The sequence below is a fragment of the Aedoeadaptatus coli genome, from assembly GCF_900343085.1.
In the GTDB taxonomy this organism is placed as follows: domain Bacteria; phylum Bacillota; class Clostridia; order Tissierellales; family Peptoniphilaceae; genus Aedoeadaptatus; species Aedoeadaptatus coli.
The window spans coordinates 1-15,173 of record NZ_OPYI01000020.1 but is presented as its reverse complement, the minus strand read 5'-3'; the positions used below and the strand labels follow the sequence as shown (position 1 = coordinate 15,173).

At 53.6% G+C, this 15,173-nt stretch carries 13 protein-coding genes; 5 read left to right on the top strand and 8 right to left on the bottom strand.

Going from position 1 to position 15,173, the window contains the following annotated elements:
• Positions 1-299, top strand: a 299-nt coding sequence (locus tag DG046_RS09755; RefSeq protein ID WP_199909613.1) for a transposase, incomplete at its 5' end; no start/stop codon positions are given.
• A 29-nt stretch (positions 300-328) separates the two neighbouring features.
• Here DG046_RS09755 and DG046_RS09030 read toward each other — a convergent pair.
• From DG046_RS09030 to DG046_RS09020, 3 genes are all read right to left on the bottom strand, one after another.
• Positions 329-580 carry a GlsB/YeaQ/YmgE family stress response membrane protein gene (locus DG046_RS09030; RefSeq protein ID WP_108832182.1) on the bottom strand — a complete coding sequence of 84 codons (252 nt, stop codon included), beginning with the start codon at positions 578-580 and terminating at the stop codon, positions 329-331.
• A gap of 95 nt (positions 581-675) precedes the next feature.
• Positions 676-2,481, bottom strand: coding sequence for an ABC transporter ATP-binding protein (locus DG046_RS09025; RefSeq protein ID WP_108832181.1), 1,806 nt, complete (start codon positions 2,479-2,481; stop codon positions 676-678).
• Entirely contained in the window at positions 2,474-4,195 is a 1,722-nt protein-coding gene (locus DG046_RS09020; protein WP_108832180.1) for an ABC transporter ATP-binding protein, read from the bottom strand. Before DG046_RS09020 ends, DG046_RS09025 begins: the two co-directional genes overlap by 8 nt.
• Positions 4,196-4,275: 80 nt before the next feature.
• Here DG046_RS09020 and DG046_RS09015 point away from each other — a divergent pair, with 80 nt between their 5' ends.
• Together DG046_RS09015 and DG046_RS09010 are read left to right on the top strand one after the other, a co-directional pair.
• Positions 4,276-4,836 carry a cysteine peptidase family C39 domain-containing protein gene (locus DG046_RS09015; protein ID WP_108832179.1) on the top strand — a complete coding sequence of 187 codons (561 nt, stop codon included), beginning with the start codon at positions 4,276-4,278 and terminating at the stop codon, positions 4,834-4,836.
• A 278-nt stretch (positions 4,837-5,114) separates the two neighbouring features.
• A complete protein-coding gene (locus DG046_RS09010; protein WP_159082116.1) occupies positions 5,115-5,606 on the top strand; it encodes an LURP-one-related/scramblase family protein in 492 nt (163 codons plus the stop codon).
• Between the two features lie 1,027 nt (positions 5,607-6,633).
• On the opposite strand, the gene DG046_RS09005 is transcribed toward DG046_RS09010, so the two are convergent.
• The 3 genes from DG046_RS09005 to DG046_RS08995 are packed head-to-tail and all read right to left on the bottom strand — an operon-like array spanning position 6,634 to position 8,777.
• Positions 6,634-7,284, bottom strand: coding sequence for an amino acid ABC transporter ATP-binding protein (locus DG046_RS09005; RefSeq protein WP_108832177.1), 651 nt, complete (start codon positions 7,282-7,284; stop codon positions 6,634-6,636).
• On the bottom strand, positions 7,281-7,925 hold the full coding sequence (locus DG046_RS09000) for an amino acid ABC transporter permease (protein ID WP_108832176.1): 645 nt from the start codon (positions 7,923-7,925) through the stop codon (positions 7,281-7,283). Before DG046_RS09000 ends, DG046_RS09005 begins: the two co-directional genes overlap by 4 nt.
• Before the next feature lie 18 nt (positions 7,926-7,943).
• Entirely contained in the window at positions 7,944-8,777 is an 834-nt protein-coding gene (locus DG046_RS08995) for an amino acid ABC transporter substrate-binding protein (RefSeq protein WP_234411496.1), read from the bottom strand.
• A 172-nt stretch (positions 8,778-8,949) separates the two neighbouring features.
• Between DG046_RS08995 and DG046_RS08990 the strand changes: the two genes are divergently transcribed.
• Positions 8,950-10,464: a ClC family H(+)/Cl(-) exchange transporter gene (locus DG046_RS08990; protein WP_108832175.1), complete on the top strand. Its 1,515-nt coding sequence runs from the start codon at positions 8,950-8,952 to the stop codon at positions 10,462-10,464.
• Positions 10,464-11,555, top strand: a complete 1,092-nt coding sequence (locus tag DG046_RS08985) for an ABC transporter substrate-binding protein (protein WP_108832174.1) — start codon at positions 10,464-10,466, stop codon at positions 11,553-11,555. The genes DG046_RS08990 and DG046_RS08985 overlap by 1 nt, the downstream gene beginning before the upstream one ends.
• A gap of 67 nt (positions 11,556-11,622) precedes the next feature.
• Here the strand turns inward: DG046_RS08985 and DG046_RS08980 are convergent, their stop codons facing one another.
• Together DG046_RS08980 and DG046_RS09670 are read right to left on the bottom strand one after the other, a co-directional pair.
• The gene (locus DG046_RS08980; protein ID WP_108832173.1) at positions 11,623-13,911 is read right to left on the bottom strand and encodes an S-layer homology domain-containing protein; all 2,289 of its coding nucleotides are present in this window, start codon (positions 13,909-13,911) and stop codon (positions 11,623-11,625) included.
• A 374-nt stretch (positions 13,912-14,285) separates the two neighbouring features.
• Entirely contained in the window at positions 14,286-14,462 is a 177-nt protein-coding gene (locus DG046_RS09670) for a hypothetical protein (protein ID WP_159082115.1), read from the bottom strand.
• Between the last annotated feature and the right edge of the window lie 711 nt (positions 14,463-15,173).

Sequence of the window (15,173 nt, the reverse complement as noted above, 5' to 3'; positions counted from 1 at the left end):
ACCGCTACACCACCCAAGGAAAAGCAGAATACAAACAACGCAAAGAAACCATCGAACGGCAATTCGGCAGCGCCAAAGAATACCATGGCCTTCGCTACACCAACCAGCGTGGACGAAAGAAAATGGACCTGAAAGCGGTGCTGACCTTTGCATGCATGAACATGAAAAAACTGGCACTAATGATGGATCGAAAAGAGCGGGACGGAGGAGGCGACGGCCCTTCTTTTGCTGATTTATGGAAAAAATACACAAAAAAGAGACAAACCCCGAGATTTATTCGGAGTTTGTCTGCAGTCTGAGGCTTATTCAAAAGCCCCTTTTCTTGTCCTTATTTTCTGTTTTTTACCGCATTCACGATCCACAGCAAAATCACAGAGCCGATAACGGCGATGATCAGGCTGTATAGGTTGAAGCCGGATACTTTGCCCATGTGGAAGACATTGCTTGCGATGAAGCCGCCGATAAATGAACCGACGATCCCGGTGACGATGTTTGCCACAGCGCCCATGGATTCGTCTTTGCCCATGATTTTACTTGCGATCCAGCCGGCCAGTGCGCCGAAAATTAACCAAAATAACATGAAAGATCTCCTTTCGAATGAGTCCTATTAGTGATGCTACTTCATACTTACCCGCGGTTGTTAAAATTATTCAGTGAGGAGAAAAGTATTTGCAGTTAAATCTCTTTTCCTTCGAATTGACTGTGGTAGAGTTCGTAGTATTCGCCCTTTCGTGCCATAAGGCTGTGGTGATCCCCCTGTTCCACGATGTTTCCGTCTTTCAGAACGAGGATCACGTCGGCGCCGACGATGGTGGAGAGGCGATGGGCGATGACGAAGTTGGTGCGGCCGTGCATAAGGCGGTCCATGGCTTTTTGGATGAGTTTTTCCGTGCGGGTGTCCACGGAGCTGGTGGCTTCATCTAAGATCAGGATGTCGGGATCGGAGATGAGGGCCCGGGCGATGGTCAACAGCTGCCGCTGGCCTTGGGAGATTTCCGAACCGGACTCGGTGATGATTTCGTCGTAGCCCGCAGGCAAGGTGCGGATAAAGTTGTCGGCGTAAGTGGCCTTGGCGGCGGCACGAATGGCCTCGTCGGTGGCGCCTTCTTTTCCGTAGGCGATGTTGTCTTTAATGGAGCCGGTGAAGAGCCAGGTGTCTTGAAGCACCATGCCGAAGTGGCGACGCAGATCGCCGCGGGTGTAACGGCGAATGTCCACGCCGTCCACGGAAATGCTGCCGCGATCGGGCTCGTAGAAGCGCATCAAGAGATTGATGAGGGTGGTCTTTCCCGCCCCGGTGGGGCCGACGATGGCCACGGTCTGCCCGGGACGTACGTGAAGGGAGAAGTCGTCGATGACCACTTGGTTTTTCTCGTAGCCGAAGCGCACGTGATCGAAGGCGACCTCGCCTTTTAAGTGTTCCAAGGGCAAGGCGTCGGCGGCTTCCGCTTCTTCTTCCCCGTCGAGGACGCGGAAGATGCGGTCGGCGGCAGAGATGGCCGATTGCAGGGCGCCCACCACTTCCGCCATGCCGCTGATGGGTTGATTGAGTTTTCTCGAGTATTGGAAGAAGGCCTGAATGGCCCCCACGGTAATGGCGCCGTTTAAGACCAAAAATCCGCCGAAGACGGCGATGGCCACGTAGCCCAAATTGGAGATAAAGTTCATCAGGGGCATGATTTCGCCGCTGATAAATTGGGCCTTGTAGGCGTTGTCGTAGAGGGCGTCGTTAATGGCGTTAAATTCGCGGAGGGCCCGGTCTTCGAAGGTAAAGCTCATTACCACTTCCTGTGCGGTAATGATCTCTTCCATGTAGCCGTCCACCCGGCCCATGTCGTGGCTCTTGGCTCGGAAGTAGCGCTGGCTGATGCCTGCGACTTTCGCCGTGACAAAGGCACTTACCGGCAGCACGATCAAGGAAATAATCGTGAGCCTGGGCTCGATGTAGAGCATCATGGCCAAGGTGCCGATGATGGTGACCACGGCGCTGATGATCTGGGCGATGTTTTGCCGCATATTGTTGACCACGGATTCCATGTCGTTGGTCATGCGGGAGAGGAGATCCCCCACGGTAAAGCGGTCCAAATAGGCCACGGGGAGGCGCTGAATTTTTTCGGAAAAATCTTTTCTCAGGGTAAAGACGGTCTTTTGGGTGATCTTTACGAGAATGCGGCCCCGGAAGAAGTAGAAGATCGAAGACGTAATATACATCACGAGGAGAATGAGGGCAATGCGATTTAAATAGCCGTAGTCGATCCCCGCCCCGGCTTTCACGGAGTCGTAAATGTTCGTGATTCCGAGCCCTAAGATCCAGGGCGTAAAGATGTCGATAATGGTGGCCGTGGCCGTAAAGAGTATGGCCAGGGCCATGGGCAGTTTGTCTTGATTCAAATAGCCGATGAGCCGCTTCATAATCCGGCGGCTGTCGGCGCTTCGAAGGCTGCGGCGGTCTCGTTCTGTGACACCTTTAAATCTAGGCATAGAGCACCTCCTCTCCCAATTGAGAGGCGGCGATTTCCCGGTACACGGTGGAGGATTTCATGAGCTCCTCGTGGGTGCCGCGGGAGATGATTTCGCCGTCATCCAGGACGAGGATTTCGTCGCAATCCAAGACCGTCATGACCCGCTGGGCCACGATAATGGTGGCGGTGCGCTCCGTCATGGGGGCCAGGGCGCGGCGCAGGGCCTTGTCCGTTTGAAAGTCCAGAGCGGAAAAGGCGTCGTCGAAGAGCAGCACCTCGGGCTCTTTCGCCAAAGCCCGGGCGATGGAAAGGCGCTGTTTCTGTCCCCCGGAGAGGTTTTTCCCCGTTTGGGACACAGTGGCGTCCCTGCCGTCTTGTGCGGCGTGGACGAAATCCTTCGCCTGAGCGATGGAAAGATAGCGGTCCGTTTCTTCGTCACTTAAGGGCTGATCGTGGGACAGGCCGATGTTTTCCCGCACACTCCTTAAGAGCAGCATGGCCTTTTGAGGCGCGTAGCCCACGCGGCTGCGCAGGTCCTTCGCGGAAATGTCTTCGATGTTCACGCCATTTAAGCGGATTTCGCCGCTCGAGACGTGGTAGAAGCGGTGGATGAGCTTTAAAATCGTGCTCTTGCCGCTTCCCGTGCCGCCGATAATGGCGATTTTTTGCCCGGCCTTCACCTCAAAGGAAATGTCCGACAACACGGGCCGCTCGGCACCGGGATAGGAGAAGCTGACGTGATCGAAGACGAGGGAGGTTTCCCCACCCTCCGGCAAGGTCACTTTCACATTTTCCTTGGCCGGCGGCGTCTCGAGGACCTCCACGATGCGGTCGTAGGCGGCCTTGGCGTTGGGGTACATGGCGAAGAGCATGGCGAACATGCTGAGGGCAAACATAATTTGCACCACGTATTGAATAAAGGCCATGAGGTCCCCCACTTCCATGGTGCCGGCGTGAATGCGGCCGGCGCCGAAATAGAGGACGGCGACCATGGTGAGATTAAAAATTAAATTAAAGGCCGGAAGCATGGTAATCAGGTAATTATTCACCTGCTCCGACGTGCGGCGCATGGATCGGTTCACTTCGTCGAAGCGCCTTTCCTCGTAGCTTTCCTTGCCGAAGGCGCGAATCACGCGAATCCCCGTGAGCCGTTCCCGGAAGTGAAGATTGATGTCGTCCATGAGTTCGCGAATGCGGCGAAAACAGGGAATGGACTTTCGGGCGATGGTCGCGACCACGGCGAGAAGCATGGGCGCCGAGACCAAAATAACAGCGGAAAGCCTCACGTCGGTGGTAAGGCACATGTAAGTGGCGCCGAGAAACATCAGGGGGGCGCGCACCATGGGGCGAAGGGCCACCACGGCCATGCGCTCCAGCTGACTGATATCGTCGGTGGCGCGGGTCAAAATCGAGGGGGCGCCGAAGGTCTCGAAGGAAGGAAAATCCAGAGAGAGCACGTGGGTAAAGAGGCCGGCGCGAAGATCCCGGGCAAAGCCCATGGAAATTTTCGCCGCCATGAGCCCGGCCACGGTCATTAAAATCACCGACAAGGCGGCGAGGCCGATCATGGCCAGGCCTTTATTAAAAATCAAAGGCACATTCCCCCGCAAGACCCCGGCGTCCACAATGTGGCTCATGAGCCGCGGCAGGTAAAGGTCCGCCAAAATACTCAGGGCGATGAGTAAGACTTCGCAGATAATTAAGGGTATATAGGGCTTAATGTATTGTTTCATTTCACCATCCTTTTTCTATTCATAAAAAAAACTAATCTTTATTATACCCTTATTCCTACCCGAAAAGAAAGGTCGTACACATGAATACCCTGGCCGCCTTAAAACACAAAAACTTCATCGACGTAGACGGAGGCTACGGCTTCGACCAGACCGCCCTCCGGGAAAAATGGAGCACCTACCGGGCCGATCGGGCCTGCGGCATCGCCACTTTGGCCAATCTCATCGCCTATAAAGAGAAAAAACGGGCCTTCGACAAAAACGACGCCCTGAAATTTATGAGCGAAATCCTCCTCGCCGCCCCGCCCAGACCCTGGGGCATCGCCGCCGGGGGCATCCTCGTGCGGGCCATGGGCCGCATGGGCATGAATTATAAAGCGGAGTTTTTAAAACCCCGGGCGAAAGATGAGGAAATCAGAGCCTTTCTCCTTCGCGCACTAAACGCCGATCGCCCCGTGGCACTTTTGAACACCAATCACCCCAATAAATCCTTCCGCTACCACTGGGTGACCATTACGGAAATGGCGGAAGAAAACGGGGACGTGTACGTGCGTTTTTCCTCCTGGGGGAGACGGTATAAAATGCGATTTGAGGAGCTGTTTGTGCGAGGAATGATGTATAGGAGTATGTTTTTTATAAAATGATTTTTTCTTCGCACACCCTTTGTCTTCGCTTTCCGAGTGCTCGCATTATGTTTTTGATTTCGTCTTTTTCTCTTACGCACCATACTTTCCCGGGGGAGGGATTAGGGCGAATGCGGGCGCCCTGGCCCCTTCCCCGGGTTTCAAAACCGTGCGGGAATGGTATTTTAGGCGAATGAAAAATCACCACGAAACTTCGTTCGCCATGCTCCAACCCCTCTTCTGTGGGTATAATAAAACAGAGAAAAGAGAAAAAACAAAACAACCCATCGGAGGTCATGATGTATCGTCTTTACGCAAAGCAAAAGGTATTAAAACTCGAGGATCACTACGCCGTCACGGACGAATCCGAGGCGCCGGTTTATTTTATCGACCAGAATCTGAAAATTTTCGGATACGACGTGCGCGTCTCGGACAGGGAGAGAAATCCGCTGTTTTCCGTGGATCAGGAACTCATGCACCTGCTGCCCACCTATCACGTGCGCTTCGAAAACGGCGATGTCATGGACATTAAGGCTCGCTTCGCCCTTTTCAGAAAGAAAATCGACATTACCTACAAGGGAAAAGATCTGCGCCTCGAAGGCGACGTTTTTTCTTGGGACTTTCGAATTTTAGACGAGAGCGACCGAGAAGTGGCGGCCATTCAAAAGAAAATCTTCGCCTGGGGCGACACCTTCGTCATCGACGTCATCGACGACAACTACGCCGACGTAGCCGTGGCCATGATGATTGTGGTGGATCATATTATAGATATGGAGCAGAATAGCAATTAATTTATTTTTTCTTCGCTCATTTATTATGTCCTGACTTTTCGTTAGCGGACCAAACAAAATCACGTGATGAATTCTATTTCGCCTAAATACCATTCCCGCATGGCTTTGAAACCCGGGACTGGGAAAAGAGCTCAGAGCTGAAGGTCGCATTTTCCCCGTCCCCACCCCTTTTTTGGCCGCTCAATAACGAACAAGCCGTTTCATACACTCATCCGAACAAATTGCCCAACTTACTTTCTTTTATCCGCGACGCAGCCCAACAGGAATCGAAGCCCGTCAGGGCTTCGCACATATAAAAAGCGTTAGGGTGGAGTGGGATGGGGCCCCGGGGAAGGGCCAGAGGGCGAATCGCAACGCCCTAGGCCCTTCCCCGGGTTTCAAAGCCATTTAGGAATGAAATTTTAAGCGAAGTAGAAAACACCACGAAATGCTGTCCGCTCCGCATTTTGAAGATCAGCAACCTGCCTTGAGGGGCAGAGGGCGTACAACTATACATCCGTTTCGAGAAGGCTTCGCCTCCCCGAAACGGTGTAAGACTGCATCTGACCTTCCTACGACTCGCTCCGCTCGTCGGGATAGGTCATGAAATCGCAACGCCCTGGCCCCTTCCCCGGGTTTCAAAACCGTGTAATAGCGTATTTTAAGCGAAAAATAAATCAACACGGAAATTTGTCGGCTACGCAATTTAAAAAAATACATAGCCCCTGCGGGTTGAGGGCGTACAACTATACATCCGTTTCGAGAAGGCTTCGCCTCCCCGAAACGGTGTAAGACTGCATCTGACCTTCCTACGACTCGCTCCGCTCGTCGGGATAGGTCATGAAATCGCAACGCCCTAGGCCCTTCCCCTGGTCTCAAAGCCATGTGAGAATCAATTTTTGAGTAAGAACGTATCTTGAATCTTTTACGTCAGCTATGCTAATTTAAAAGACCGCGCAAAAAACCCACGAGAAGGGCTCTCCCGCCCCATCGTGGGTTTTTCGAAACAACATGGGTGTGCAAAAGAAAAACAGAAAACATTCCTCTCTTATGCCACAATTTCTTCTCTCAATCTCCCTTCTTCGAAGTGCAGTATCCTGTCGGAGATTCGCTCGGCGAAGGCCCGATCGTGAGTCACGACGATCATGCCCATGCCCTTTTCTTTCAGCCGCCCCATGGTTTGGGCCAGCTTGTCGATGGTCTCCGAATCCAGAGCGGAGGTGGGCTCGTCGAAGCAGAGAATTTCCGGCTCAAGCATGCAGGCGCGCACAATGGCCACACGCTGTTGTTGCCCGCCGGAGAGATTTCTCGGGTACTTGTCCTTTTCCTCGTAGATCTCCAGTTCTTTCATGAGCCGCTCGGCCCTTTCTTCCGCTTCTTTTCGATCGATGCCGTGGTAGAGGGGAGCCAGGAGGATGTTCTCCCACACAGTCATTTTCGGAAACAGGTAGTAGCCCTGAAAGACCATGCCGATTTTCTTCGCGTCGGTGGTGCCCACGGGCATCACTTCGCCGTCGAAGGCGACGGTGCCGGCGTCGTAAGTTTCCAGGCCGTTGAGGCAGCGGAGAAAGGTGGTCTTTCCCTGGCCGCTTTTGCCTGAAATGGCCACGATCTCATCGGAGGTAAAGGTGAGATCGATGTCGCTCCAAATGCAGCGATCGCCAAAGCTCTTTTTTAAATTGTCCACGGAAATTTTCATGACGCTTCAATCTTCCTCTCTGCGTGTCTCAAAAGCAAGGTCAACAGACCGACGACGATAAGGTAAACCACCCCGACGTAAATATAGGGAAGGATGGACGACATGGTGTTGGAGACGGATTTGGCCGCCTTCAAAATATCCATGACGCCGAGGATATAGACAAGGGACGTGTCCTTGACCAGGGTAATGACTTCGTTGGAATAGGCGGGGAAACTTCGCTGGATCACCACGGGAAGGATGACTTTAAAGAAGGTGTAGGGCTTGGAAAGGCCCAGGACCTTTCCCGCTTCCCACTGCCCGGGGTCGATGGATTGAATCCCGCCCCGCAGGATTTCCGCCAAGTAGGCGGTGTAATTGAGCACAAAGGCCAGAAAGATGGAGGTAAACCGGCCCAGGGTAATGCCCGCAGGCAAAAGGGGCAGCCCGAAAAATACGAACATTAATTGAAGGAGCAAGGGCGTCGCTCGCATAATATAAATGTAAATCGCCGCGATCTTCGATATAATGGGGTTACGGGACAAGCGCGCCCAGGCCACCGGGATACAAAGGATGGACGATAACACGATGGTCACGGCAAATACCGACGCCGTCACTTTCATTCCTTCCCCCAACAAGGGGATTAAACGTTCAAGTACTTCCAAAACTGCCTCCTGCTATTTTTAGTCGGCGAAATACTTGCTGTAAATTTCGTCGTAGGTGCCGTTGTCTTTCAGTGTCTTCAGCGCCTTGTTCAGTGCTTCTTGTAAAGCCACATCGTCTTTGCGCATACCGACGGCAAATTGTTCTTCGCCGAAGTTGTCTTCCAAGACCTTGTAGTTTTCTTCGCCGTTTTGCTTCATGTAGTAGCGAGCCAACACTTCGTCCACGACGATGGCGTCGCAGCGCTTCGCTTCGATGTCTTTAAAGCATTCGTTGTTGGTGGCGTATTCGACCGGCGGTTCGGCCAGTGCCTTAACAAAAGCATCGTCCTTCATGACGGCTTCCAGTGCGGAAGATTCGCCTTGCACGGTGACGCGCTTGCCGGCCAGGTCGGCTTTGGAATTTACGGGAGAATCCTTTAATGTAATAATGATTTGGCGGTTGTCCATATAGGGATCCGAGAAGAGCACTTTCTTTTGACGCTCGGGGGTAATGGAAAAGCCGTTCCAGAGGAGGTCTACATTGCCCGATTCAAGTTCCGATTCCTTTACGGTCCAGTCGATGGGTTGGCATTCGATCTTAATGCCCATTTCTTCGGCGGCCTTTTGCGCCAGTTCCACGTCGAAGCCGACGATTTCGCCTTTTTCGTCGCGGAAGCCCATGGGAGCGAAGGTGTCGTCCATGCCGATGACATAAGTCTTACTCGTATCGAGTTCTGCCGCCGCTTCCTGCTTGGCATTGCCCCCATTGTTTGCCGCGTTATTCGCCGCGTCATTGCCTGTCTTCGCGCCGCCGGAGCAACCCACGAGCAAGAGCATCATCAGTGCGGTCAGGGTAAATAGTTTTTTCTTCATGATCGGTTTCCTTTCTCTATTTATCGCTTTACTACGGTAAATCATCATGGACTTATAATACATCCTTTGTGCGCACTTGTAAAGGCCTTTTTCAAAAAAATATTGTATAGGCGAATTTTAGCCTGCTCTTTTATGTACGCCATTTCTTTCGTCGGTTGGGAAAGGAGTTTTCATGGATACCCACCACGCGACAAATTACGATCACAATCGCCTGCGCATGCACCTGGTCTTCGGCGGCTTCATCGTCGGCCTGGCCTCGGGCATGATTTCCGTTTTATACCGCTTCACATTAGGCAAGCTCGACGACGCGCGGATGCTTCTCTACGCGAGCGTCACCCCCGGGCGCATCGCCCTTATGCTCGGGCTGTTTCTCGCCATGGCCGTGGCCATGCACCTTCTACTTAATTGGTCGCCCCTAAGCGGCGGCAGCGGCATCCCCCAAATTCGCGGCGAGCTTTTAGGCAAAGCCGACATCGCCCCGGTGCCCACCCTGATTTCAAAATTTTTCGGCGGCGCCATGGCTGCCTTCTCCGGCCTCACCCTCGGTCGAGAAGGCCCCTCCATTCAATTGGGCGGCACCTTGGCAAAGCTCCTCGCCAAGCTCTTCCGCGCCTCGGAAATGGAAGAGCGCTACTTCATCACCGCCGGGGCCTCCGCGGGTCTCGCCGCGGCCTTTAACGCCCCCCTGGCCGGCGCCCTCTTTGCCCTGGAAGAGCTCCACAAAAGCTTCTCCCACTACTTCGTCGTGCCCTGCATCGTGGCTTCTGTTGTGGCCAACTGGATCAGCTTCCGCATCCTGGGCATGGAGCCTGCCTTCTCCTTTCCCATGAAAGAAATGCTCCCCGTGGGCATGATCTGGGCCCCCGTCCTCGTGGGCATCGTCGGCGGCATCTTCGGCGCCGTCTTCAACAAAGGCCTGCTCTTTGCGAGCACGCGCATGAAGCGGCTTCCCTTCCCTCGCTACCTCATTATCTTTTTCGCCATGGTCCTCGCCCTTTTGGCCGGCCTCTACAACCCCATCCTCTTAGGCGGCGGCCACGGCCTCATCGAGCATTTGGCCACCACCACCGTCGCCGCCAAGGCCCTTATCGCCTTCTTCGCCATCCGCATGCTCCTCGTCTGGACCGGCTACGGCTCCGGCGCCCAAGGCGGCATCTTCCTCCCCGTGCTCACCCTGGGCGCCCTCATCGGCGCCCTCCTCCACGGCGTCTTCATCGGCACAGACATCTACTACGCCAACTTCCTCTACCTGGGCATGGCCGCCATCCTCTCCTCCGTGGTGCAGGCCCCCCTCCTCTCCATCCTTCTCGTGTCGGAAATGAGCGGCACCATGCTGCAAATGATCTCCGTCACCACCACCGCCATGATCGCCTACATCATCGCCCAACTCTTGAAGAGCGGCCCCATTTATGAATCCCTCTACGACAACATGTTTCAAAAAGACATCGGCAAACTCCACGACGACTACACCATGCAATACTTCCTCGTTCCCGGCGACGCCAACTACATTAACGTCCCCCTGAAAAGCCTCCACATCCCCCATCACCCCATCATCGCCTCCGTGCAGCGGGAAGACATCACCTTCACCCCCAACGCCGACACCACCCTGGAAGGGGGCGACGAACTCCTCGTCCTCTGCGAAGAGCGGGATCTGGAAGCTTTGGCACAATTTTTCGGAGATGCATAATGAAACGACTCCTTCCCCTCCTCGCCCTTTTGCTTCTTATGGGCTGCACAAAACAAGCTGCAAATGACGCCGTCACCATCGGCGTCTTCGAGCCCCAACAAGGCCTCTACGGCGAAACGGGCCAAGACACTTGGCGCGGCGTCGAGCTCGCCAATCGCATGCGCCCCGTGGCCGGCGGCAAAAGAATCGAACTCGCCCTCTACGACACCAAGAGCCAATCCATGGAAGCCGCAAACGGCGTCAGCGTCCTCTCCGACGACGGCGCCCTGGCCCTGATCGGCACCTTCGGCACCGACAGCATGAACCGCGCCCGCCCCGTCATCAAAGCCGCGAAAATCCCCACCGTCACCGGCTCCACCGCCGCCGATTTGGAAGACGACTACTGGATCACCCCCGTGTGCATGAACGACGACGAACAGGCCCGCGCCATGGCCGCCTTTTCGGCAAACACCCTGGGCATGAGAGACATCGCCGTCGTCGTCGACGCGGAAACGGGCTACGGCAACGACCTGGCCTACGCCTTCATCCACAGCCTTCCGAGCTACGTGCGCACCTACCGCATCGACTACCACACCGGCGAAACCCGCTTCGCCCGAGAAATCTCCCGCCTGAAAAAATTCCCCGTGGACGGCATCTACTGCCCCGGCGACGCCGCCGCAAGCGCCTACTTCATCCGCGCCGTAAAAGACGCCGGCATCCGCGTCCCCCTCATGGGCGCCGATCGCTGGGAAAACCCCTCCTTTAAAGAAATCGGCAAAGACGCCGTAGAAGATGTGTACTTCACCGCCCACTACGCCCGCTACGAAACATTCAATCAGGCCTCCGACGCCTTCCTCCTCGCCTACGAAAAAGCATACGACCGCGCCCCCACAAGCTACGCCGCCATGGGCTACGACGCCTACAACCTCATCGCCGACGCCATGAACGAAGTCGGCCCCGATCGAGACGCCATCGCCCGCTACCTCCGCCGCCTCAACACCTTCGACGGCGCCCTGGGCATCAACAAGCGCCACACGACGAGAAACGTGCCCATTATGCGGCAGAGGGGAAATAGGGCCAATTATGTGACCACTGTGGAAGTGGCATCCTAAGGCCGGCACAGAAAAAGACCACAGATTTTGTTCTCTGTGGTCTTTTTTCATGTCACGGTAAACTGACTTAATAGCGCGTATATTCGGCAACCTTCCCGAGTGAGTAATTAATCACCAGACGTCCGTTAATCAATTTAGGTCCTCTATTGGCGCCGGTAGTGCGAAGTCCTTCGATTGTCGTGTAATTGCTTCTCCGCAATTCCAATTCTCCGGTGGAGGGATTCAGGCGTACATTCCTGTACTCGCCTACATAATAGTCTCCCGTTTCAACGACACGACCGGTTTGGCGCACCAGATACGTTCCGTTGGGGTTTTTCGAAATACGGTAAGTGGCCTCTACATTGTAAATCGCTCCAGTGCTTGGTTTACGCATATAATCGTGGCCGATCCAGCTTCCCACGAAGCCTTCGCCGGGCTTTTGATCGTACTTGCCGAAATCGTCGTACTTAAACTTCAACTGATCGTTGTCCTGACGAATTTGCACGACCTTGGCCTTCCGGTCCACGGTCTTTTCCTTGGCTACAAACTTGTCCAGGGCCGTGACGCGGGCGCCCTTTAAGTTTTCGCCGCGAAGCGCATAGCCGAAGGGATCCTTGTTCAAATACAGATCCCGATCGCCGCTGCCTTCCACTTCCACGGCATTCCACTTAAACATCTTATTGGTCGCATCTTCGCCCATGCTCACCCAATACTTGCCCGTCTGATCCTTCATGTGGAAGGTGCCTTTGCCGGCTTCCACCGTCGTCGGACGCTCCGTTTCAAAAGCTAAATAATAGTCCTTGCCGCGAATGGCAATATTTCCTCCGGCAAAAGAATACACCTTATACACCGATTTCGCCGGTACCGTATAGATATACGTCTCTTCACCCGGCACCACTTCGGCATTCTTGGGATCCAATACCCAGGATTCGGAACCGCTCACCACAGCTACCTTTTGCTTGCCCCTTACAATAAATTGCGTGGGAATATTCGTCGGCGTCGGATTCGCCCCCTTCATAATCGTGTTCGTGGGGAAGGCATAGGAATAAGCCACCACGATCCGCCCGGACCCGCCGGAGGCCGTCGTCGCAGACTTCGCCACCATGCGGTTCGTGCCCAAGTCGATCACGACTTCCTTTTGATCCAAGCCGATGTAATTCGGATCATACACCTTCAGGCGCAGCACATTGCCCTCTTGAACGTAATCGTAAATCGCATTGGCATGGCCCACATACCGGCCGCCCATTTCCCAGAAATAGCCCAACTGCACCGTGGAATTTTTCGCCTTCGCCTGATCCACCATGGCCTTTAAATTCGCGGCGTAAGTGGAAAGATCCTGCGTATTCCTCTTAATCCGGTCGAAATTCCAGCCGATGCCGTTATTATTTCGGTTATTAAGATACGTCCGCGTGTTTTGCATGTTTTGATGCAGATTAATCACCGACTGCGCCTTGTAATTGCTTTGCGCTTCCAAATCCCCGATCGCCGAGCGCGCGGGTTCGTTAAGATTATTCACCGTCAAGCGGCCTTCCTTATAAAGGCCCGCCGTCGCCGTAAAGCCGTAGCAGGAACCGCTCCAGCCGCCCCGCATGGACCGACGGATTTCCTGGGCGTCCGTCGCATTGAAAAATTTCGCCGCACGCTGCAAGACATCGGAATTAATCTGATAGCCCTTGCCGAAATTCGACGACTCATTAATGAAATTCCAATTCCAATTCCCGGAAGGCGACGGCGTCGGGGCGGGTTCCGGCCCCAAATCGGGATGCAAGTGATTGGCTAGAACCGTCACCACTTCCGCCCGCGTCATGCTGCCCTCGGGGCGGAACGTCCCGTCGGGATAGCCTTGAATCAAATTATGTGTCTTCGAGGCGCCCACGGCTCCCCGCAGCTCTTCCTTCACGGAATCGTAATCCGCAAACTGACGGGCCGCTTCCGCATCGTCGTCCCACTTTTGAACGACGGCAAAAATCCGCACCGCTTCCTGGCGCTCGATCTTTTCGCCGGATTTCAGGCTTTGCCCTTCACCCGATCCTAAGTAACCGGCCTGTACACCCTTCTTTACCTCGGTGTAAAACCAATCGTCCTCCTTCACATCCGAATAATTCACCTTTACATCCTTCGACGCAAGGGCCGGATCGTGAAGCTGCGGCGTAAATTCATTGACGATGCGGTAATACTCCGCATTGCTCACAGGCGCGTCGGGACGAAACGTGCCGTCGGGATACCCCTTCAAATACCCTTCCTTCGCGGCCCACACAATCGTGCGCTCCGCCCAGTGGCCCTTGACATCCTTAAAGCCCTCCGCCCGCACAAGCGTCGGCACCTGAGCAAAAACCATGATCAGAGCCAGAAGGACCGATAGATACCTCTTTTTCACAATAACTCCTTTCTAAAACCATAAAACACCCGCGAAGAGAGAAAAATTTTCGCGAGAACGACGGAGATCGCTGCGGGAAATGGTTTTCCATACAAGTAGACGACCCCCGTCGCGTCATCTTTAATAATCATAATATTAGAGAGAAGGGGAGTCAATGGGAAAGAGAGGAGATTTTATTGTTTTATCTTTTCTTCGCACACTTTTTATCTTTGCAGGGAAGAGCACACTTCATGTGGTTTGTTTTTTGACACGTTGTCTCTCGAAATCGAATCCCCCTCGATTTCGAGGGGGATAAGCGAAGGCGATTTAATTATCCGAACATGTCCGCCATATCAGCGGTCAAGAGCAAGCCTTGTGATTTTCGCAATCGTTTCCTATTCTTCTTTCGCAAAAACTTTCTTTATCTCATTTCTACGAAGAATCCTAGCCGGCGCTTCTTTATAAGGCGTGCTCTTTGCATAGGCTTCGGTTTGTGCCATGGCGCGAGCAATGTCTCTCTTTTGCTTCTGTTTTCGAATAGCCACTGACTTTAAAAAACTTTTTGTCGCCATGCTTCCCCTCCTTTATGGCTTGATTGTACATGGATGAGGCGATTTTGTCTATTCAATGGTGTATGCCTTTTCTTTAACCGGCCAAGGAGTAGTCGGCTATTTAACGCGTTGTTTTTTATTCGCTATAAATACGTTCTTTCACGGCTTTGAGACCCGGGGAAGGGCCCAGGGCGCCCGCATATGCCCTCAACCCGCAGGGGCTACATTCTTTCTCTCAAGTTCGAAGCAAAAAAAGAAGCATTTAATATTCTCTTCTCGTAACTTATGTTCATCAGATCATTCCGGGGGAGGGAAAAAGGGCGTTGCGATTCGCCCTTATCCCTCCCCCGGACCCCTACCCTTTATCCCTAACGCTTTCTAGCAGAGCGGAACCCTAACGGGTTCCGATTCCTGTTGGGCCGTGTCGCCAACGAACAAAAGTGAGTTGGGCAGAGCATCTTTATTTCCAAAGAAATATCTTCGCCCATAGAAAAACCATTCAAGAGCGAAGAAGCCCAATACAAATCAAATGCCGTCAGGCATTTGCACTGCTAAAAGGCGTTTGTGGGTGGATGGGGATGGGGCCCCGGGGAAGGGGCAGAGGGTGGATAGGTTACAATAATTAGGACAGTTTCCTTAAGGTGTGGTATCTTATGATCAACAAGGAGGATCACATGGATAAAGCACCTAGAAAAAGAAGAAACTTTACGGATGAATTTAAGCAGCACGTGG